Source organism: Streptomyces sp. NPDC085937, assembly GCF_044540535.1.
Lineage (GTDB): Bacteria > Actinomycetota > Actinomycetes > Streptomycetales > Streptomycetaceae > Streptomyces.
In genome coordinates this window covers 77,238-97,175 of sequence record NZ_JBITSH010000016.1, presented here as the reverse complement: position 1 = coordinate 97,175, position 19,938 = coordinate 77,238, and the positions used below count along the sequence as shown (strand labels likewise).

Annotated in this window: 20 protein-coding genes and 1 pseudogene; 16 read left to right on the top strand and 5 right to left on the bottom strand. The window is 74.3% G+C overall.

The features are described 5' to 3' along the window. The first annotated feature begins 51 nt into the window (after window positions 1-51). The 3 genes from ACIF8S_RS27950 (at window position 52) to ACIF8S_RS27940 (ending at window position 2,113) form a co-directional block, all read left to right on the top strand. Complete coding sequence (locus ACIF8S_RS27950; RefSeq protein WP_400002660.1) at window positions 52-1,125, top strand: zinc-dependent alcohol dehydrogenase family protein; 1,074 nt, start codon at window positions 52-54, stop codon at window positions 1,123-1,125. A gap of 138 nt (window positions 1,126-1,263) precedes the next feature. After that, the gene (locus tag ACIF8S_RS27945) at window positions 1,264-1,851 is read left to right on the top strand and encodes a hypothetical protein (protein WP_400002658.1); all 588 of its coding nucleotides are present in this window, start codon (window positions 1,264-1,266) and stop codon (window positions 1,849-1,851) included. Between the two features lie 61 nt (window positions 1,852-1,912). Continuing rightward, window positions 1,913-2,113 carry a type II toxin-antitoxin system VapB family antitoxin gene (locus ACIF8S_RS27940; protein ID WP_400002656.1) on the top strand — a complete coding sequence of 67 codons (201 nt, stop codon included), beginning with the start codon at window positions 1,913-1,915 and terminating at the stop codon, window positions 2,111-2,113. A 185-nt stretch (window positions 2,114-2,298) separates the two neighbouring features. Here ACIF8S_RS27940 and ACIF8S_RS27935 read toward each other — a convergent pair whose 3' ends face one another. Then, window positions 2,299-2,976 carry a class I SAM-dependent methyltransferase gene (locus ACIF8S_RS27935; protein ID WP_400002654.1) on the bottom strand — a complete coding sequence of 226 codons (678 nt, stop codon included), beginning with the start codon at window positions 2,974-2,976 and terminating at the stop codon, window positions 2,299-2,301. Window positions 2,977-3,059: 83 nt separating this feature from the next. On the opposite strand from ACIF8S_RS27935, the gene ACIF8S_RS27930 reads away from it, so the two are divergent. Next, on the top strand, window positions 3,060-3,512 hold the full coding sequence (locus ACIF8S_RS27930; protein WP_400002652.1) for a flavodoxin family protein: 453 nt from the start codon (window positions 3,060-3,062) through the stop codon (window positions 3,510-3,512). Window positions 3,513-3,533: 21 nt separating this feature from the next. Here ACIF8S_RS27930 and ACIF8S_RS27925 read toward each other — a convergent pair whose 3' ends face one another. Continuing rightward, window positions 3,534-4,616 (bottom strand): YihY/virulence factor BrkB family protein, encoded by a 1,083-nt coding sequence (locus tag ACIF8S_RS27925; RefSeq protein WP_400002650.1) that lies wholly within the window; start codon window positions 4,614-4,616, stop codon window positions 3,534-3,536. Window positions 4,617-4,724: 108 nt separating this feature from the next. Here ACIF8S_RS27925 and ACIF8S_RS27920 point away from each other — a divergent pair, with 108 nt between their 5' ends. From ACIF8S_RS27920 to ACIF8S_RS27910, 3 genes are all read left to right on the top strand, one after another. Next, on the top strand, window positions 4,725-5,360 hold the full coding sequence (locus ACIF8S_RS27920; RefSeq protein WP_400002648.1) for a GNAT family N-acetyltransferase: 636 nt from the start codon (window positions 4,725-4,727) through the stop codon (window positions 5,358-5,360). 482 nt (window positions 5,361-5,842) lie between these two features. Further along, the gene (locus ACIF8S_RS27915) at window positions 5,843-5,980 is read left to right on the top strand and encodes a hypothetical protein (protein ID WP_400002646.1); all 138 of its coding nucleotides are present in this window, start codon (window positions 5,843-5,845) and stop codon (window positions 5,978-5,980) included. Window positions 5,981-6,254: 274 nt separating this feature from the next. Further along, the gene (locus ACIF8S_RS27910; RefSeq protein WP_400002736.1) at window positions 6,255-8,297 is read left to right on the top strand and encodes a DUF1996 domain-containing protein; all 2,043 of its coding nucleotides are present in this window, start codon (window positions 6,255-6,257) and stop codon (window positions 8,295-8,297) included. A 90-nt stretch (window positions 8,298-8,387) separates the two neighbouring features. Here ACIF8S_RS27910 and ACIF8S_RS27905 read toward each other — a convergent pair. Further along, a pseudogene (locus ACIF8S_RS27905) lies at window positions 8,388-9,223 on the bottom strand (MMPL family transporter); the annotation flags it as partial. Between the two features lie 354 nt (window positions 9,224-9,577). Here ACIF8S_RS27905 and ACIF8S_RS27900 point away from each other — a divergent pair. Next, the gene (locus tag ACIF8S_RS27900) at window positions 9,578-9,763 is read left to right on the top strand and encodes a hypothetical protein (RefSeq protein WP_400002645.1); all 186 of its coding nucleotides are present in this window, start codon (window positions 9,578-9,580) and stop codon (window positions 9,761-9,763) included. Window positions 9,764-9,911: 148 nt separating this feature from the next. On the opposite strand, the gene ACIF8S_RS27895 is transcribed toward ACIF8S_RS27900, so the two are convergent. Beyond that, window positions 9,912-12,476: a SpoIIE family protein phosphatase gene (locus tag ACIF8S_RS27895; RefSeq protein WP_400002643.1), complete on the bottom strand. Its 2,565-nt coding sequence runs from the start codon at window positions 12,474-12,476 to the stop codon at window positions 9,912-9,914. Between the two features lie 160 nt (window positions 12,477-12,636). On the opposite strand from ACIF8S_RS27895, the gene ACIF8S_RS27890 reads away from it, so the two are divergent. Continuing rightward, entirely contained in the window at window positions 12,637-13,221 is a 585-nt protein-coding gene (locus ACIF8S_RS27890) for a hypothetical protein (protein ID WP_400002641.1), read from the top strand. A gap of 21 nt (window positions 13,222-13,242) precedes the next feature. Here the strand turns inward: ACIF8S_RS27890 and ACIF8S_RS27885 are convergent, their stop codons facing one another. Continuing rightward, window positions 13,243-13,935, bottom strand: coding sequence for a GAF and ANTAR domain-containing protein (locus tag ACIF8S_RS27885; protein ID WP_400002639.1), 693 nt, complete (start codon window positions 13,933-13,935; stop codon window positions 13,243-13,245). 202 nt (window positions 13,936-14,137) lie between these two features. Between ACIF8S_RS27885 and ACIF8S_RS27880 the strand changes: the two genes are divergently transcribed. The 7 genes from ACIF8S_RS27880 (at window position 14,138) to ACIF8S_RS27850 (ending at window position 19,895) form a co-directional block, all read left to right on the top strand. After that, window positions 14,138-14,956 carry a restriction endonuclease gene (locus tag ACIF8S_RS27880; protein WP_400002734.1) on the top strand — a complete coding sequence of 273 codons (819 nt, stop codon included), beginning with the start codon at window positions 14,138-14,140 and terminating at the stop codon, window positions 14,954-14,956. A gap of 36 nt (window positions 14,957-14,992) precedes the next feature. After that, window positions 14,993-15,259 carry a hypothetical protein gene (locus ACIF8S_RS27875; RefSeq protein ID WP_349796677.1) on the top strand — a complete coding sequence of 89 codons (267 nt, stop codon included), beginning with the start codon at window positions 14,993-14,995 and terminating at the stop codon, window positions 15,257-15,259. A gap of 97 nt (window positions 15,260-15,356) precedes the next feature. After that, entirely contained in the window at window positions 15,357-16,226 is an 870-nt protein-coding gene (locus ACIF8S_RS27870; protein WP_400002637.1) for an oxygenase MpaB family protein, read from the top strand. Between the two features lie 116 nt (window positions 16,227-16,342). After that, window positions 16,343-16,846 carry an SRPBCC family protein gene (locus ACIF8S_RS27865; RefSeq protein ID WP_349796673.1) on the top strand — a complete coding sequence of 168 codons (504 nt, stop codon included), beginning with the start codon at window positions 16,343-16,345 and terminating at the stop codon, window positions 16,844-16,846. Beyond that, window positions 16,839-18,479 (top strand): phytoene desaturase family protein, encoded by a 1,641-nt coding sequence (locus tag ACIF8S_RS27860; protein WP_400002635.1) that lies wholly within the window; start codon window positions 16,839-16,841, stop codon window positions 18,477-18,479. The genes ACIF8S_RS27865 and ACIF8S_RS27860 overlap by 8 nt, the downstream gene beginning before the upstream one ends. Before the next feature lie 40 nt (window positions 18,480-18,519). Beyond that, entirely contained in the window at window positions 18,520-19,014 is a 495-nt protein-coding gene (locus tag ACIF8S_RS27855) for a hypothetical protein (protein WP_349796670.1), read from the top strand. Then, entirely contained in the window at window positions 19,011-19,895 is an 885-nt protein-coding gene (locus tag ACIF8S_RS27850; protein WP_400002633.1) for an SDR family oxidoreductase, read from the top strand. Before ACIF8S_RS27855 ends, ACIF8S_RS27850 begins: the two co-directional genes overlap by 4 nt. Window positions 19,896-19,938: the final 43 nt, after the last annotated feature.

Here is a 19,938-nt window from a genome sequence, read left to right as displayed (position 1 = left end):
CGCCTGCCCCGCGCCAGGGCCCGCCGCCACAGCGAGAAGGTGAGGATCGGCATGAAGGGTTACGTCTTCCACGGCCCCGGTCAGTCCGCATGGGAGGAGGTTCCCGATCCGGAGATCCGGGAGCCCGGCGACGTCATCGTCCGCGTCGACGCCGTCACCATCTGCGGGACGGACCTGCACATCCTCAAGGGCGACCTGCCCGAGGTGCGGCCCGGGACCGTGCTCGGTCACGAGGCGGTCGGCGAGATCGTCGAGGCCGGGCCCGACGTCCGCACCGTACGGCCCGGGGACCGGGTCCTGGTCTCCTGCGTCTCCGCCTGCGGCCGCTGCCGCTACTGCCGCGAGGGCATGTACGGGCAGTGCCGGGGCGGCGGCGGCTGGATCCTCGGGCACCTCGTCGACGGCACCCAGGCCGAGTACGTACGGGTCCCGTTCGCCGACCTGTCGGTGTACCCGCTGCCCGGTGCCCTCGCCAACGAGGACGCCGTGCTGCTGGCCGACATCTTCCCCACCGCCTACGAGGTGGGCGTCCTCAACGGGCGGGTGCGGCCCGGGGACACCGTGGTGGTGGTCGGCGCCGGGCCGGTCGGTCTGGCCGCGATCGCCACCGCACGGCTGTTCGGGCCGGAGCGGGTCGTCGCCGTGGACCTGGCGGCCGCCCGGCTCCAGGCGGCGAAGGAGTTCGGCGCCGACGCCGTGGCCGACGCGGGCGAAGGGCCGGAACAGCTCGTCGGGGACCTCACCGGCGAACTCGGCGCGGACGTGGTCATCGAGGCGGTGGGCGTCCCGGAGACCTTCGAACTGTGCACCCGGGTGGTCCGCCCCGGCGGCCACGTGGCCAACGTCGGCGTGCACGGCGCGCCCGCCACCCTGCACCTCGAGGACCTCTGGATCAAGAACGTCACCATCACCACCGGCCTCGTCGACACCCACTCCACCCCGACCCTGCTGCGCATGGCGGCGGCCGGACGGCTGCCCACCCGCCGCCTCGTCTCCCACACCTTCCGCCTGGACCAGATGCAGGAGGCCTACGACGTCTTCGGCAACGCCGCCGAGACGGGGGCGCTCAAGGTCGTCCTCGGCGTCCCCCAGCACGAGGTGGTCCCCGTCCACCCGACGGTGTGACCCGACCGCCGCCGGACCGACTCCGCGGTGCGGGCGGGGAGTTGGCGGAAAGGCCCGCCCCGCCCGTGCGGGCCGGGGCGGAACGGTCCACCCTGGAGAGGTGGCGCGGTCGGCACCCGTGCGAGGAGGTGACCTCCCATGGCGACGCCTGGTGCGAGGCGCGGGGTGCGTTGGTGGCGGTGGCGGAGCAACCCGCTGTGCCGCCGCAGCGACGTGGCCGAGGCCTGGCTGCTGATCGCGACGTTCGTCCTGGCCCTGCTCCTCGCCGGGTTCGGCGGGCTGGCGGCCGCCGGCGCGGTCGACGGGTCGCTCGACGACCGCCGGGAGCGCAGCAGCCAGGTCCCGGCCGTCCTGGTCGAGAACGCCCGCGACACGGCGCCCGTGTCCGAGAGCGGCGACGGCGGCGTCTGGGCCGAGGTGCGCTGGACCGCCCCGGACGGCACCCGTCACACGGGGCGCACCGAGGTTCCCGCCGGCAGCAAGGAGGGCACCGAGGTCACCGTGTGGAACGACACGTCCGGCCGGCTGGTGTCCGCGCCGCCCGAGGGCGCGGAGGCCGGCTTCCAGGTCGCCATGGCCGGCATCACGGTCGCCGTCGTCGTGGGCGGCCTGGTCCTGGTCGGCGGCTGGCTCGCCCGCGCCCGCCTGCGGCTGCGACGGCTGGACCAGTGGGAGGCGGAGTGGCGACAGGTCGAACCGGCCTGGCGCAAACGCATGACCGGCTGACCGGCTTCCTTGTGGACCGTGAGCAAGTAGAGTGCGGGCGACGCGACAAGGGGGGCACGGAGTGGCCAAGGTCAACATCAGTCTCGACGCGGAACTGGTGGTGGAGGTGATGGTCCTGGCGGGGATCGGCTCACCCCAGGACGCGGTCGAGGCGATCGTCCGGGACTACATCGCGCGCGGCCACCGCACCGAGGCCCGCACCGAGCTGAAGGACCGGACGCTGCGCGAGGCCGACGCGAAACCGCAGGAGTCGCAGGGCTGAAGGCCCGCCCGGTCGCGCGACACACACCTCGGCAGCGACGGTGCGGCGTCACCCGGTCTCCGTCGCGTCCCTGCGGGCGAGGAGCGCGATGGCGCCGGCGCCGTCCCAGCGGCGGTCCCGCGGGCGAGGCCGGGCCGGTTCCGTGACGGAACCGCCGGCCGTGCGGACCTCGACGGCGCGGAACCTCAGCCCTCGCCCCGCCGGCAGTGCAGGAACAGATGCGGCTCCGGGCGGGCCTCCGGATGGCTCGGGGTGAACATCGTGCTCTCCTCCCACTCCACCGTCAGTCCCGCCTCCCGCACCAGGGCGGTGACGTCCTGCGCCGCGAAGCTCGTCACCCGCACCGGCCGGCCCATGAACACGCCGTCGAACTCCTCCACGTCCAGCGGCACCGTCGCCAGCACCAGCAGGCCGCCCGGCCGCACCGCCGCCGCCAGCCGGCGCACCAGCTCGGTCTGCTCCGCCCGGTTCATCTGGAGCAGCGCGAAATACACGCAGACCGCGTCGTACGATCCCTCCGGGAGCGGCATCCGCCGGACGTCCGCGCGGCGGAACTCCGCCTCGGGCACCTGCCGGGCGGCGGTCTCCACCATCACCGGGGACACGTCGACGCCCAGCACCCGGTGCCCGGCACCGGCGAGCGCGGCGGCCGTGGGACGTCCCGTGCCGCTGCCCACGTCCAGCACGGAGCTGCCGGGGGAGAGCCGTTCGAGCAGCCAGTTCAGGGACGCGCGGTGGGCCGACGAGGACGCGAACGCCTTCTCGTAGTCGCTGCCCAGCGCGTCGAACACCGCCGCCGCCGGTGACTCCTGACCTTCGCCGCCCACTACGCACCCGCCTCCGTGATTGCCGATGCCCGGCATGGTGCCACCCCGGGGTCGCCGTCACAACGGCACCTCGCGGGCCCAGGTTGCGGGCGGGACGTCCGGCACGGCAGGGTCGGGGTGTGCCGACCCTGCTGATCGTCCACCACACGCCCTCGCCGAACTGCCAGGCGATGTTCGAAGCCGTCGTCTCCGGCGCCACCGCCCCGGAGATCGAGGGCGTCCGGGTGGTGCGCCGTGCCGCGCTGTCCGCCACCGCGACCGACGTCCTGGAGGCCGACGGCTGCCTTCTCGGCACCCCGGCCAACCTCGGCTACATGTCGGGGGCGCTCAAGCACTTCTTCGACCAGGTCTACTACCCCTGCCTGGACAGCACGAAGGGCCGCCCGTTCGGTTACTACGTGCACGGCGGCAACGACGTCACCGGCGCCGTGCGCGCCATCGAGGCGGTCACCACCGGCCTCGGCTGGCGCCGCGCCGCCGAGACGGTGACCGTCACCGGTGAACCCGGCAAGGCGGCCCTGGAGCTCTGCTGGGAGCTGGGCGCCACCCTCGCGGCGGGGCTGGCGGACTGACGCCCGCCGGGCCCCGCCGGGTCAGGCGCCGTCCATCTTCTCCCGGTCCTGCTCGTCCCAGGCGCGGGTGTCCCGCGGCTGCGTGTACGGCTCCTCCTCCGGCGGATGCCCGCCGGCGATGGCCCGCTGCCGGGCGATCTCCGCGTCGAACTCCAGGCCCAGCAGGATCGCCAGGTTGGTGATCCACAGCCAGATCAAGAAGATGATGACACCGGCCATCGTGCCGTACGTCTTGTTGTACGACCCGAAGTTGGCGACGTAGAGGGCGAAGCCGGCGGAGGCGAGCAGCCAGATCAGCAGCGCGAGGAAGCTGCCCGGGGTGACCCAGCGGAAGCCCTTGACCTTGGCGTTCGGGGCGGCCCAGTACAGCAGCGCGATCATCACGGTGACCAGCAGGACCAGCACGGGCCACTTGGCGATCGACCACACGGTGAGGGCCGTGTCGCCCAGCCCCAGCAGATCGCCCGCCTGCCGGGCCAGCCCGCCGGTGAAGACCACGATCAGCGCGCTGATCGCGGCCATCAGCAGCAGCGCGACCGTCACGCCCACCCGGACCGGCAGCACCTTCCACACCGGGCGGCCCTCGGGCATGTCGTACACCGCGTTCGCCGAGCGCATGAACGCCGCCACGTAGCCGGACGCCGACCAGACCGCGACCAGGAGACTGATGATCGCCACCAGCGACCCGACGCCCGCGTTGCCCTGCAGCTGCTCGATCGCCTGCGTGATGATGTCCCGTGCCGCGCCGGGGGCGGTGAGCTCCTGGACGTTCTCCAGCACCTTGTCCGTCGTCGACTTCCCGGTGAGACCGAGGATCGACACCAGAGCCAGCAGTGCCGGGAAGAGCGCCAGCACGCCGTAGTACGTCAGGGCGGCGGCGCGGTCGGTGAGTTCGTCGTCCTTGAACTCGCGCACGCTGCCCTTGAGCGCGCCTTTCCAGGCGCCCTTGGGCAGCTTCGTCGGGGTGTCCGGCGCCGCCCGTTCCACCGCGTCGCTCGGGCCCGGCTCCTCAGCCGGCTGCCCGGCCTTGCGCGAGGACGCGGACTCGTCCGGCGCGTTCTGGTGTGCCGGCCGGTCGTCCCGGCCCGGGATATGCAGCTTCATGGCCACCGGGTGCCCCGCGACCGGCATGTCACGCCCCGGCGGACGGGTGGACACAGTGGCCGTAAAGCGCTTGTGGGAGCGCTCCCACCAGGTGCAGGATTGCCGCCCATGAACGAGTCACCCGCGATCCGCCCGTACCGCCGCGAGGACCGGGCGGCCCTCGACGACATCTGCGTCCGCACCGCCCACAACGGCCAGGACAGCCGGCCCCACTACGCCGACCCCACCGTCTTCCCCGACACGTTCGCCGCCCCCTACGTCCATCTGGAGCCGGGGCTCGCCTTCGTGCTGGACGACGGGCGGGGGCAGGCGGTCGGCTACGTCGTCGGCGCGGCCGACACCGTACGGTTCACCCGCGAGTTCCGTGCCGCGTGGCTCCCGCTGGTGGCCGACCGCCACCCCGAGCCGTCCGGCCCGCCCGCCACCCCGGACGAGGAGATCGCCTGGCTGCTGCACCACCCCGAGCGGATGATCGTCCCCGAACTCGCCGCCTGGCCCGCCCATCTGCACATCGACCTGCTGCCCGAGTGGCAGGGACGCGGGTACGGACGGCAGCTGATGCGGACCCTGCTCGCGGCGCTTGCGGAGCGGGACGTGCCGGCCGTGCACCTGGTGATGACGGTCGCCAACAAGCCCGCCCGGGCCTTCTACGACCGCATGGGCTTCGAGGAGATCAAGGGGGTGCCGATGGACGACTCCGTCGTCTGCCTGGGCCGCACGACAGGGGACCTCGACCGGCTCTGACCCGGGCGGAGGAGCGCGCGGCGGCGCGGCGGGAGCTGCAACGGCCCGGCGTGCGCCCGCCTGTCAGGCCGCGCCGAGGGCGCGGAGCACGGCGGTGACGGACGGGGCCGGGGAGACGGGCCGCGAGGACGCGGCCCGGCACGCTGGTCGGCGCTCGCCATGTACGTGATCCCCTACGGCGGGCTGCCGGCGGGTCCGCCCCGTGGAGCTGACCGGCGACGAGGCCGCCGGCCGCGCGGCGATGTCCGCGGCCGCGGAGGGCCCGGTCGACATGGTGCTCGACCTGCTTCCGCCCTCCGCGCCCGGCACGGCGGCCCGGACGGCGGCCCTGACCGTCCGCGAGTACGGGCGCGTCGTCCTCATGGGTAGCGTCGGCATGCTCGGCGGGCCGGAACTCGCGCTTCCCTACCCCTGGCTGATGCGCAACTCGGTGACGGTGCGCGGGCGGTGGATGTATCCGCGCTCGGCCAACGTCGGCATCATTGGCTCGCCGCCTCCGGAGCGCTGGACCTGTCGGCGACCAGGTGCGGACGTTCGGCCTGGAGGACGCCAACGAGGCCGTCGCGTACGCCGCCGCGCACCCGGGCCCCTACGACCGCACGGTCCTCCTCCCGCGCTGACACCTGGACGCGGGGGAGCCCCCGGTTCCCGTGGAGCGCATCCCGTCCGGTGGGGGTCGTGCGGCTCAAGTGGCCTGCGGTCGCTGAGATTTCCGGAAGAAATCGTGAGCCGGTTGAACACACCGCGGTCCGCCCGCGTATGGGGCGTGGGAATCGAATGCCCGACCCCCCGCGACAGAAGCGTAGGAGTACTGCCTTGGCACGCAACACACGCAGACGCCCCAAACAGCGCGCGACGCTCGCCGCTTTCGCCTTGATCCTCGGCGGCGGCGGCATGATGGCGGCCAACGTCTACGCTTCCGCGACGGACGGCGGGACGGGTGACGCGCAGGTCCTGTCGGGCGCCGCCACCATCGACTGCCCCGACGTGGCGACCCAGCTGACCGCGGTGCCGGACCAGGCCCGCGGCGAGGTCGACAAGGAACTCGCCAACCTCGACGCGCAGATCGCCGAGGCTTACAAGCGGCTCGGCGAGTCGGCCGACGCCATCCGCCAGGACCCCGGCTTCGCCGAGAACGCCGTCGCAGGCCCGCTGAAGGACAAGCGCGCCGCGGTGCTGGCCCGTATCGGCACCGCCATCGAGCGGGTGGGCGGCGAACGGCCGCAGGGCCTCGACGAACTCGCCGGCTGCGCCGTGCGCGACTCCGGCAACGCCCCCGCCGACAACGGCCAGGACGGCGGTGACGGCGGCGGGCAGGCCGGTGACGGCCAGGACCAGCAGGACGGCGACGGCCAGGACCAGGGCGGTCAGGGTCAGGACGGCCAGGGAGGCCAGGACGGCGGTGACCAGCAGGGCGGCGACGGCCAGCAGGGTGGCGGCAACGGCGGCCAGGCCGGCAACGGTCCGGTCCCCGGCGACTACGTCTCCATCGAGAGCGTCCAGCCCAACGTCTCCGCCCCGCAGCCGTCGGAAAACGCCTCCACCGGCACCTTCACCAGCGAGTGCGGTGTCAACGAGAACGGCGTGTTCAACTCGGACAACGTCATCGCGGCCCCCGGCGTGAGCAACGGCGCCCACCACTTCCACGACTACATCGGCAACCAGGCCACCAACGCCTTCGTCAGCGACGAAGACCTGGCGCGGGCGGACACCAGCTGCCAGGACCAGCGCGACAAGTCCTCGTACTACTGGCCGGTGCTGCGTCTGCAGAACGGCACCGAGGAGCGGGACGCCAACTCCCCGGGCGGCGGCATTGAGGGCAACGCCGGTGAGATCGTCACCCCCAAGGACGTCACGCTGACCTTCGTCGGCAATCCGAAGGGCGAGGTCACGGCCATGCCCCGGCTGCTGCGCATCATCACCGGCGACGCCAAGTCCTTCGTCAACGGCCCCGCGAACGCCAACGCGTCCTGGAGCTGCACCGGCTTCGAGGACCGGCAGCTGAAGGACAAGTACCCGCTGTGCCCGCAGGGCAGTGACGTGGTCCGCACCTTCGCGTTCCAGAGCTGCTGGGACGGCCGCAACATCGACAGCGCCAACCACCGTACGCACATGGCCTTCGCGGACGCCGAGGGCAACTGCCCGGCCGGCTTCCAGCCCGTCCCGCAGCTGGTGCAGCGGATCGTCTACGACGTGGACGCGCCGAGCGTGAACGACGGCGGCAAGACCGTCCCGCTGTTCGCCGTGGACTCCTTCCCCGAGCAGCTGCACAAGCCGATCACCGACCACGGCGACTTCATCAACGTCTTCGAGGAGGACCTGATGAACGAGATGGTCGCGTGCATCAACGAGGGCCGCAGCTGCGGCGCCGGCGGTGGCGACAACGGCAACGGCGGCGGTGACACCGGCGGTGACAACGGCAACGGTGGCGACGACGGCAACGGTGGCGGTGACACCGGCAACGGCGGTGGCGAGCAGCCGACCGCCACGCCCACCGAGCCGGGCCAGGGCGGCGACGGCGGCCAGGACGACGGCAACCAGGGCGGCGACAAGGGCGGCGACCAGGGCGGCAAGGACGACCAGGACAACGGCCAGGAGCAGCCCCCGGCGACCGGGAAGCCCGCGGACGGCAAGGGCACGGCCCAGCCCCGGCCCGACGTGAAGGTCTCGACCCCGGCCGCCGGCGGCGACGCCGGTGACCAGGGCGGCGACCAGGGGGCCGCGGACGACGGGAAGCAGGACGACGGCGGCCAGGAGGCGCAGGCCGCCCAGGTGCCCGGCAGCCTTCCCGAACTGGACGACCAGGCCCAGGCTCAGGCTCAGGGCGGGAGCGGAAGCCTCGCCGAGACCGGTGCCCAGCTCTGGCCGGCCGCCATCGGCGGGGTGCTGGTGATCTTCGGGTTCTTCGTCCTGCGCAGCGTGCGACGCGGCGCCTGACCCTCGGTATCCCCGGCTCTCCGGCACACGACGGCGGCAGGACCCCTCGGGGCCCTGCCGCCCTCGCGTGTTCCGGGGCGGACCCGGCACTCAGCGGTCCGCCGCGCCGCGTGCCCCCTCGCCCTTGGCGTCGACGTGCGGGAGGACCCGGTCCAGCCATCGCGGGGTCCACCACGCGTGCGGGCCCAGCAGGGTCATCACGGCCGGCACCAGCAGCAGCCGCACCACCGTGGCGTCGATCAGCACGCTCACCGCCAGACCCAGGCCCAGCATCTTCACCACCACGTTGTCGCTCACCACGAACGCGGCGAAGACGCTCACCATGACAATGCGGCGCAGGTGATGACCCGCGCGGTGATCTCCAGGGCGTGCGCGACCGACGCCCGCGCGTCCCCGGTGCGCCGCCACACCTCGTGGACCCGGGAGAGCAGGAAGATCTCGTAGTCCATGCTCAGCCCGAAGACGATCGCGAACATCATCATGGGCACGTAGCTCTCGACGGGCACCGTCCCCGAGACCCCCGGCGCGGGCCCGCCCCAGCCCCACTGGAACACCGCGACGACCACGCCGTACGAGGCCGCGATGGACAGGACGTTCAGCACTGCCGCCTTCACGGCGACGAGCAGCCCGCGGAACACCGCGAGGATGATCAGGAACGCCAGCGCCACCACCACGGCGATGATCCACGGCAGCCGCTCGGCGACCAGGTCGCGGAAGTCGACCTGCGCCGCCGTCGTCCCGGTGACGTACGTCGAGGCGCTCGTGCCGCGCACCGCCTCCGGCAGGGTGTCGTCCACCAGACGGTTGACCAGGTCGGTGGTGGTGGCGCTCTGCGGGCTCGCCGTCGAGTACACCGTGCCGACCAGCACGTCGCCGTCCTGCGTGGGCGTCAGCGCCGTGACCACGGCCGCCCCCTCGACGCCGTCCCGACGATGACGACGACGAAGTGCCGCGCGCACCATGCGCCCAGCCGTCGCAGCACACCGGCCCGGGGTACGGCGTGGGCCCCACCGCGTCTCGACGGCATCGGCGCGCTCTCCTCCGCCCGGCCGGGCGGATCCCGGCGCCTGCTGCCATGAGAGAGCGGGCGGAACACCCCGGCATCCCCGTGCGGCGGGGCGGGGGAGGGGGCTCACCTGCTCGGCGGGCTGGCGTCCTCCCCGGCTGCGGGGCGGCGAACACCCTTGCTCCGTTCGGCCGTCGGTGTGTGACACTGGCCGGAGGTGGCCCGCGGTGCTGTCCGAGGGGGGAGCGCCGTCGGCCGGAGAGGGGAAGTCGCCGTGAGCCGGGACCTGGTTCGCGCACCTGAGGAGGACGTGGCCGCCGAGGCCCGCCAGGCCCGTTTCGGACGCCTGCCGGAACCCGTCCGGGCGGAGGACCTGATCGAGGAACGCCCCGCGGTCGCCCCCGACCCGTCCCGCTTCGCCTACAACCCCGACGAATGGCTGATCCGCTACTGCGCCTGACGCCCACGGCCCGGCACGGCCCCCTCAGGGGCGCGGGGAACTGCGCGACCAGCCACGACGAACCCCGCAGCCACGGAACCGTCCGACGGACAACGACACGGCACGGGACCCGCAGACCGAAGCCTGCGGGTCCCGGAGATCAGAAGCGTCAGTCGTAGGCCGTGAGGAGCAGGGCCACGTCGTCGGGACGGTCCTCCGCGCGGCGGGCCGCTCCCAGCAGCCGGTCGGCCAGTTCCTCCACCGAGTCCGTCCGGCTGTCGGCCAGACAGCGGCGGACCGTGTCGATGCCCGTCGCGATGTCGCTGCCCGGCACCTCGACCAGCCCGTCCGTGTACAGCGCCAGGACGCTGCCGGGCTCCAGGGTGAGCGTCGTGACCGGGTACTCCGCGTCCGGCTGCACCCCCAGCAGCACCCCGCCCGCCAGTTCCACGGTCTCCGTGGTCCCGTCCGGGCGCCGCAGCAGCGGCGGGGGATGGCCCGCCCGTACGGCCTGGGCGCGTCCGGTCGCCGGGTTCAGCTCGATGTAGCAGCAGGTCGCGAAGACGTCCGTCTCCAGCTCGGCCAGCAACTGGTTGGTGTGGGTGATGACCTCCTGCGGCGGCCGCCCGCTCGAGGCGAAGGCGTGAACGGCGCTGCGCAGCTGCCCCATGACGGCCGCCGCGCCGACGCTGTGCCCCTCCACGTCGCCGATGACCAGCGCCACCCCGTGTCCCGTACGGATCACGTCGTACCAGTCGCCGCCGATGTCCATGCCCTTGGTGCCGGGCAGATAGCGGCCGGTGCTGCGCAGCCGTTCGATGGCGGGCAGGCGGTGCGGCAGCAGCCCCTCCTGCAGCCCGCGCGCCACGGCGGACTCGGCGTCGTAGAGCCGCGCCCGTTCCATCGCCTGGGCGGTCAGACCGGCCAGCGCGGTCAGCGCGCTGCGCTCCTCCGTGGTGAAGCGGTGCGGTGCGTTCCAGCCGAGGATGCAGGAACCGATCGGATGGCCGGAGGCGATCAGCGGCAGGAACGCCCAGGAGGACATCGGGTCCAGCGCCAGCCGCGGGTAGGCGCTGACCAGGTCCTCGGGCGACTCGAAGAACAGCGGCAGACGCGCGGTCAGCGCGTGCACACCGGGCAGCTCCGCCTCCAGCGGCACCCCCTCGAAGGGGTCGAGGAAGTGCTGCGGGTAGCCGTCCTCCCACAGCAGGTACATCCGCCCGTCGCGCACCGTGTACAGGGCGACCTCCGTAGCCCCGAACGCGGGCAGCAGCTGCTCGGAGACGGCGCGGCACACGTCCCGCACGGTGACGGACTCGGTCAGCACGCTGGCCATCTGCACCACGTGGTACAGCGCTCCCGCGCGGGCGGTCGTGACCAGCCCCGTCGGCGGTGCCGCCGACGCCCCGGCGGACGGCGGCAGAACCCGGCCCGGCTCCGGCCCGGCCGGCGCGGACGTCCGGAACACCCGGCCGGTCAGCCCGTGCACCCCGGGGTACAGCACGAACCCGAGCCAGACCCCGTCCGGGTCGTGCACCAGGTACGACACCGGCTCCTGCGTCAGCATCGCCGCCCGGTAGCGGTCCTCGTAGGCGGGGTCCCGGAGCCAGGTGAGCACCCGCCACGGATGGTGCCCGAGCAGCTCCTCCAGATCGCACCCGAGCAGGTCCTGGCAGCGGCGGTTGGCGTAGATGACCCTGCCGTCCTGGTCCAGCGAGAACAGGCCGTCGGGCAGCCGCTCGGCGGCCTCCGCGGCGGTGACGCCGCCGGCCACGTCGACCAGGGCGCCGACCAGCAGCCGGGCCGTCCCCTCCGCCCGCACCACGTGCCCCCACAGCTCCACGGGCCGGTAGTGCACCGCCTCGACGTCGTCCTGCGACTCGTCCAGCACCCGGAAGTGCCGGCCCCGGATCTGCCCGCTGTCCTCGGCCTCCCGCCGTGCCGCCCGCAGTTCGTACAGGTCGTCCGGGGACACCCGCCGCTCGACCGCGGCCATGGTGCCGCCGAACTCCTCCCGGGACACGCCCAGAAGGGTCAGCGCGTCGTCGTCGCCCGACCAGCGGTCGCTGTCGAGGTCCCACTCGACCATGCCGACCGACACCGCCTGGGCGGGCGGCGTGGGCAGCCGCACGCTGACCGGCTGGTCGTCGTACTCGATGCCGTACGCCACCGCGTCCGCGTCCGTCCGGCCGGGCACGCCGCGGGCGAACGCGGTGAGGCGCTCCTGCATGTCCTGGCCGGCCCGGAGCAGCCCCGTACGCACCGCCTCCTCGCGGGCCGGCCGTCGGGCGGAGGAGTGCAGGACCGCCAGGACGCCCACCGTCTCGCCACCGACGCGCACCGGCTGGTAGGCGTGCGCGAACGAGTACGGCAGGGCGGCGGTGAACTGAGGGAAGCGCAGCATCGTCGCCCGGTCGTCGGGCAGGTACTGGGTCTCCCCGCTCCGGTACGCCTCGCACATCGGCAGCCCGCCGCTCACCGGGACCCGCCACCACGGCTTCAGCAGCGAGCGGGGCACGCCGGACATCACGCACAGCACCAGCGACCTGCGGTCGCGGGAACGCAGGTAGACCGCGCCGCCGTAGCCCCCGGTGTCCCGCACGGCCGCCACGACGGCGTCCGCGAGCGCGTCCTCGATGCGTTCCTCGGGACGACGGGTCCGGCTGTTCTCCGCGTCGGGTACGGGCAGGCCCGCCGGCCGCTTCCCGCGCGGTGCGGCGGCTGCACCACCCATGTAGCGCCCTCCCGGTGCACACGGAACGGGACGTTCGTCCGGTCCCCACCAGGATGTGCCATGCCGGCCGGTACGGCGACCGGCCGGAAAGCACCGCAACCATCGGGGCATCCCGGTCGTCTCACCCGATATCAGAACGTTGCGTCCCAGGGGGCCGAAAATGCTTCAACCAAGAACAATCTGCGCGACCGTGGTGCTCCTCGGCGCCACGCTGGTGACGGCGGCGGTCCCGGCCGTGGCCGTCCCGGCGACGGCGACGGCCGCCACCACCGCCTGCCCCACCGGCTGGGGCAGCGCCGACAAGTCGGCGACCGCCGCCACGACCACGTCCGTGACGGCCGTCAGGACCGGCCGGCACGACTGCTACGACCGCATGGTCGTCGACGTGCCCGGCGCGGCGCGCTCCGACCTCGGCTACTCGGTCCGCTACGTCGACCGGCTGTACCAGGACGGATCCGGCCGGCACATCCCCGTCGCCGGCGGTGCCGTCCTCGAGGTGCGGGTCACCGCCCCGGCGTACGACCCCGAGACCGGCGCGGCCACCTACCCCGCGCGCGCCGGGGGCGCCCTGCCCGGCGTCGACCTGAGCGGGTACCGCAGCTTCCGGGACGCGCGGTTCGCCGGCAGCTTCGAGGGCGAGACCCAGCTCGGCCTCGGCGTGCGCGGCCGGCTGCCGTTCCGCGTGCTGCAGCTGGACGGCCGCCTCGTGATCGACGTCGCCCACACCTGGACCGCCGCCCGCTGAGCACGACGGCGGGCGGCGCGGTCAGCTCTCCGCGCCGCCCGCCTCGCAGATCTGCCGCGCCACGTCCCGCAGCTTGGTGTTGGTCCGCTGCGACCGGGTGCGCAGCAGGTCGAAGGCCTGGTCCTCGGAGACGTGGTGCCGGCCCATCAGGATGCCCATCGCCTCCCCGATCAGATGCCGGGTGGCGACGGCCTCCCGCATCTGCTCGTCGGTGCGGGCGGTGGCGAAGGCGACCGCGGCGTGGGAGGCCAGCAGCCAGCCCGCCGTCTCGCTGTCCTCGGTGAACACTCCGGGCTTGCGCGAGTACATGTTGAGGGCGCCCAGCTCCTCGTCCCGCGTGTACAGCAGGAACCCCATCATGCTGCCCACCCCCAGGTCCCGGCAGCGGGGCACGAACCGCGTCCACCGCTCGGGGGGCGCCGTCAGATCGGGGATGCGGAAGACCCGCTCGGGCCGGTCGGGCCGCGCCGCGTCGAAACACGGCCCCTCCCGCAGCGCCTCCTGCAGGTGGTCGCTGTCGGTCACGAACTGGTCCGTGGGGGCCAGCGACGTCACCCGGTCCCCGCGGAGCACGAGGATGCCGGAGGCGTCGCAGCCCTCGACGAGTTCCACTGCCGAGCGCGAGATCTGCTCCAGCGTCGCGTCGAGCGTGTGCTCCGCGAGCAGATCCCGGGCCATCGACGCCATGTGCCGCGCGAAGCCTTGCCAGTCCACCGTCCGCCTCCTCCGTGCGGCCTGCCCGCCCCCGGCCATCCTTGCATGCCGCCCGGGATGGCTCTTCCGGGGAACCACGTCGGCCGCATCGCCCCCGGTGAGCGCGCCGATCCCGGGCACACGGCGTACGTGATCTTCGGCGTCCCCGGCCACCGGGGCGCCGGTGTCCGGCCCGCGACAGAGAGGAACCACCACGGTGACCATGCCCGAGCGTCGTACCCGTCCGCTGCGCCCCGGCCGGCGCTTCGATCTGCGTTCCACCGCCATGTTCTTCGGCCTGCTCGCCGCGGCACTGGTCATCGGGGGGCTCGCGGTGCGGGGGCTGGCCGGGGTGGTGCAGCGGCGCCCGGTGTGGGCGGTCGTCCTGCTCTGCGTGGCCCTCGCCGTCGTCCTGGCCCGCGGCCGCAGGAAGCGGCGGATATCCGCGGCGCGGCTCGCCCGGCAGGCCGGGGACGCGCTGGCCCGCGGCACCTCCACCGCGCTCGACGCCCTGGACACCCCGGCGCCGGCCGAGCTCACCATCCCCGCCCAGGCCGGCCCGTACGAGGACGACGCGCGGTACCCGGGCGAGCTGCCGCCCGACGAGGTCACCTCGCCGCTGCCCGTCTCCCAGGGCATCGACCACGAGGCCATCACCCCCGACGAGTTCGAGGCCGCCACCGCGGAGCTGTGCGCCCGCGACGGCTGCACCCAGGTCCAGGTCGTGGGCGGCGCCGGGGACCTGGGCGCCGACGTGACGGCGCTGACCCCCGACGGCCGCCGCCTCGTCGTCCAGTGCAAGCGCTACGGCGAGGACAACAAGGTCGGCTCGCAGGACCTCCAGCGCTTCGGCGGCACCTGCTTCACCGTCCACGAGGCGGACGTCGCCGTCGTCGTCACCACCGGTGAGTACACCGCCCCGGCACTGGAGTACGCCGAGCAGTGCGGCATCGTCTGCGTGGACGGCGACGGCCTGCTCGCCTGGAGCCAGGGCCGGGCACTCGCACCGTGGGCGGCGGTGCCGCGGGAGGAGCCCGCGTAACGGCCCGTTGTCAGTGGCGGATGCCACCCTGCCGGTATGGACGAGCTGGAGTTCCTGCGCGGCAGGGTGTACGGAGCGGACCACGACGACCCCGGCCCGCGCGACGGACGGGCGTACGCGGAGCTGTCCGGCGGCCCGCTCGACGGCCTGCTGCTGGACGTCACCGACCACGGCCCCGCGGAGCGGCGGCACGGCGTGGGCCTGCCCACCGAGATAGGCCGCTACGGCCCGGGCGGCCGCGCGGTGTACGCGCCCCGCGCGGCCGGCGACCGGGTGTACGAGTGGCGGGGCGACGTCCCCTGACCGTCCCCTCGCGGGTACGGAAGGGGCCACCGGGGCAGACGTAGCGGTAGGACACCGGCCGGTCGTCGTCGCCGACGAGAGGGAGGTGCGGCAGGCCATGAAACCGCTCACCGACAGCGGCTCGGCGCTGCGCGGCCGGATCGGCCAGGCGATCTTCTCCCGGGTGGCCGGACCGGACGGCCCCGACAACCGCGCCCGCATCCACGGCACCCCGGGCCCCCGCTGGTTCGCCCCCGAGAGCCCGGTCCGCCGGGTGCACGGCGACGCGTCGATGTTCATCGGCGGACTGTCCGCCCTGCTGCTCCAGTCGCTGCACCCGCTGGCCATGGCCGCCGTCGCCGGACACTCCGGCTTCCGCGGCGACCCCTGGGGCCGGCTGCAGCGCACCAGCACCTTCCTCGCCGTCACCACCTACGGCACCGCCGACAGCGCCCAGCGGGCCGTCGACCGGGTGCGCGCCGTCCATGACACGGTCCGCGGCACCGCCGCCGACGGCCGCGCCTACGTGGCCTCCGACCCGCACCTGCTGTGCTGGGTGCACGTCGCCGAGGTCGACATGTTCCTGCGCGCCCACCAGCGCTACGGCGCCCACCCGCTCGACGACGCCGGCTGCGACGCCTACGTCGCCGACATGGCGCGCATCGCCACCGCCCTCGGCGTTCCCGACCCGCCCGTGGACCGGGCCCAGCTCGCCGAACGGCTGGCCGCCTACCGGGACGAACTGCACGCCACCCCCGAGGCCCTGTCCACCGCCCGGTTCCTGCTGCTCGACCCGCCCGTGCCGCTGCTCGCCCGGCTGCCCTACGGCGTCCTCGCCGCGAACGCCGTGTCCCTGCTGCCGCCGTGGGCGTCCCGTGCGCTGCGGGTGCCCCGCATGCCCGCCGAGGGCCTGTGCGTCCGCCCGCTCGGTACGGCCGTCACCGCCGGCATCCGCTGGGCGCTCGCCCCCACCCGCCCCGCCGTCTGACCCGTCCGGCGGGCACGTCCGGTTGACGCCGGGCAGACGGGGCACTCAGTGCTGACCGGCGGCGCTCAGGGACACGTCCGTGCCGACCGGGGGCGTTCAGGACACGGGAGGCAACAGTGGCGGTTCGTCATCGTCTGATCCGTACCGACCCACGGTCCGTGTGGGCCGTGCTGGAGGACGGCACCCGCTACGCGGACTGGGTGGTGGGCACGTCCGAGTCGAAGCCGGTGCGCGGACACTGGCCGCAGCTCGGCTCCGCGATCGGCTACGAGGTGCGCATCGGTCCGCTGAGGCTGCACAACGAGACCGTCGTCCGGCGCTGCGTCCCCGGCGAGGTGCTGGAACTGGAGGCCAAGGCCGGGCCCATGGGCACCGCCCGCATCGCCATCGAGGTGCAGCCCTGGGGCGACCAGTGCCTCGTCAAGGTGGACGAACACCCCCTGCGCGGGGCGGGCGGCCTCGTGCACAACGTGGCCGTCGAGGCGATCATCCAGATCCGCCACCGCGCCATGCTCGCCCGGCTGGCGCACCTCGTCGAGGCGGAGGCCGCCGAGGCGGAGGAGCACCGGCCGCTCGGCCAGGTCGTGCCGGAGCCCGAGACGGGAGGCGCCCGTGGCTGACGCCGTCGTCATCGGCGCCGGGCCCAACGGCCTCGTCGCGGCGAACCTGCTGGCCGACGCCGGCTGGAGCGTGCAGGTACTGGAGGAACAGCCCGTACCCGGTGGCGCCGTGCGCCACGACCACGGCGTCCACCCCGACTTCGCCAGCGACCTGTTCAGCTCCTTCTACCCGCTCGCCGCCGCCTCCCCGGTGGTGTCCGGACTGCACCTGGAGCGGTACGGGCTGCGCTGGAGCCACGCCCCGCATGTCGTCGCCCACCCGCTGACCGACGGCCGCTGCGCCGTCCTGGACCGGAGCGTCGGCGTCACCGCCGCCTCCCTGGACGCCTTCGCGCCCGGCGACGGCGACGCCTGGCGCCGGCTGCACGCCATGTGGGAGAGCCTGCGCCCCGACCTGCTGGACGCCCTGTTCACGCCCTTCCCGCCGGTCCGCTCCGGGCTGCGGCTCGCCGTACGGCTGCGCGGCACCGGCGGGCTGCGCATGGCCCGCACCCTGGTGCTGCCGGTGCGCCGTATGGCGGAGGAGGAGTTCCGCGGCGAAGGCGGAGGGCTGCTGCTCGCGGGCAACGCCCTCCACGCCGACCTGGCACCGGAGGCCGCCGGCAGCGGCGGCTTCGGCTGGCTGATGTCCATGCTCGGCCAGACGTACGGCTTCCCCGTGCCGGTGGGCGGTGCCGGAGCCCTGACCGACGCCCTGGTGCGCCGCCTGGAGGCACGCGGCGGCGTGCTGCGCTGCGGGCGGCGCGTGGAGCGCGTGGTCGTGCGCGACGGACGGGCGGCCGCCGTGCGCCTCGACGACGGTGAGACGGTCGCCGCCCGGCGCGCCGTCCTCGCCGACGTGTCCGTCCCCGCCCTCTACGGCGGCCTCGTCGCGCCCGAGGACCTGCCGCACCAGCTGCTGTCCGACCTGGAGCGCTTCCAGTGGGACTTCGCCACCTTCAAGGTCGACTGGGCCCTCGACGGCCCCGTCCCCTGGCAGTGCGAACAGGCCGCGGGCGCGGGCACCGTCCACCTCGCCGACGGCCTCGACGAGCTCACCCGCTTCGCCGCGCAGCTCGCCACCCGCCGCGTCCCCGACCGGCCGTTCTCCCTGTTCGGCCAGATGACCACCTCCGACCCCACCCGCTCCCCGCACGGCACCGAGTCCGCCTGGGCCTACACCCACGTCCCGCACCGCGTCGTCGGCGACGCGGGCGACGACGGACTCACCGGCTCCTGGGACAAGGACGAGCAGGAACGCATGGCCGACCGGGTGGAACAACAGGTGGAACGCTTCGCCCCCGGCTTCCGCGACCGCATCCGGGCCCGGCGGATCCTCGCCCCGCCCACGCTCCAGTCCATGGACCGCAACCTCCACGGGGGCGCCATCAACGGCGGCACCGCCAACATGCACCAGCAGCTGTTCTTCCGCCCGGCCCCCGGCACCGGGCGGCCCGAGACCCCCGTCAAGGGGCTCTACCTGGCGTCCGCCGGCGCCCACCCGGGCGGCGGGGTGCACGGCGCCCCGGGCGCCAACGCGGCCCGCAGCGCGCTGCGCCGGTCCTTCGCCCCCGGCCTCGCCGCGGCCCAGCGGCTGCTGGCCCACCGCGACCGCACCGGGAGCCGGCAACCGAACCGCGGCGGGCGGCCCTGACGCCGCCGTACGACCATCGACCACAGAAGGAGGCGAGACGATGAGCGGACACGACGACGGACGGCGCGACGGCCCCGACCAGGAGCACCTGCGCCCCGAGGGCGTCAGCGACGAGACGGTGGAGGCGCTCGGATCCCTGTCGAAGGCCCTGGAGACCACCGAGCGGGCCCGGGGCCACCTCTACAGCTTCCACCAGCTCACCGGCACCGCCGACCTGGAACTGGACCGGGCGGTCGACCTGCTGCACAAGGCCGGGCACGGGGACTGGGCGGAGACCGTACGGACCCAGGTGCTGGGACGCAACGTGATCCCCGGCCACTGGACGTTCCAGATCGTCGAGGCCTACGACCGCACCTACTACCAGCCGTTCCGGGAGCTGGAGCAGGCCGCCGTGGAGGAACTGGCCGACGGCCGCGACCACCTCTTCGAGGCGGAGATGAAGGAGGCCCGCAGGACCGCCGGGCACCCCCACCACACCGCCCGCCCGGACACCGACCCGCAGATGACCGGCGGGAAGGGCGGGGACGACGGATGAGCGGCGGCCCGCTGCGCGGACGTACCGCCGTGGTCACCGGGGCCGCGCGCGGCATCGGCGCCGCCCTGGCCCGCGACCTCTCCGGCCGCGGCATGCGCGTGGCGCTGCTCGGCCACGAGGGCGAGCGGCTGCGGGAACTCGCGGACGCGCTGCCCGGCCCGGCCCTCGCCTGCGAGGTCGACGTCACCGACGACGCGGCGCTGGCGCGTGCGGCGGAGGAGGTCCGTGCGGGGCTCGGGACGCCGTCCGTCGTCGTCGCCAACGCCGCCGTGGCGGACGGCGGGCTGTTCGCCGACTCCGACCCGGCCCGGTGGCGGCGGATCATCGACGTCAACCTCACCGGCAGCGCGGCGACCGCCCGCACCTTCCTGCCGGACCTGACGGCGACCAAGGGCTACCACCTCCAGATCGCCTCCCTGGCCGCGATCGGCGCCGCCCCGATGATGAGCGCGTACTGCGCCTCCAAGGCGGGGGCGGAGGCCTTCGCCCACTCCCTGCGCGCGGAGGTCGCCCACCTGGGCGTGGCCGTGGGCCTCGGCTACCTGACGTGGATCGGCACCGACCTGATCCACGACGCCGACCGCCACACCGTGATGCGGGAGCTGCGCGGGCACATGCCGTGGCCGGTGCGGAACGTGTACCCGGTGGACCGGGCCGCCGCCCGTCTCGCCTCCGGCGTCGAACGGCGCCGCACGGCCGTCTACTTCCCCCGCTGGCTGAGGCTGGGCCAGCCGGTCCGGGCCGCGATGCCGTCCGTGGTCACCAGGGCGACCCGCTACTACCTGCCCCGCCTGCAGTCCCGCGAGCCGCTGCCCCCCACGGACCTCCTGGGCGGAGGAGGCCGGGCGGACACGAAGGCCACGGCCGGACCGGCCTCCTGACACCGACTGCACCGCCCGGGCGTGAGCTTCGGCCGGGGCGGCG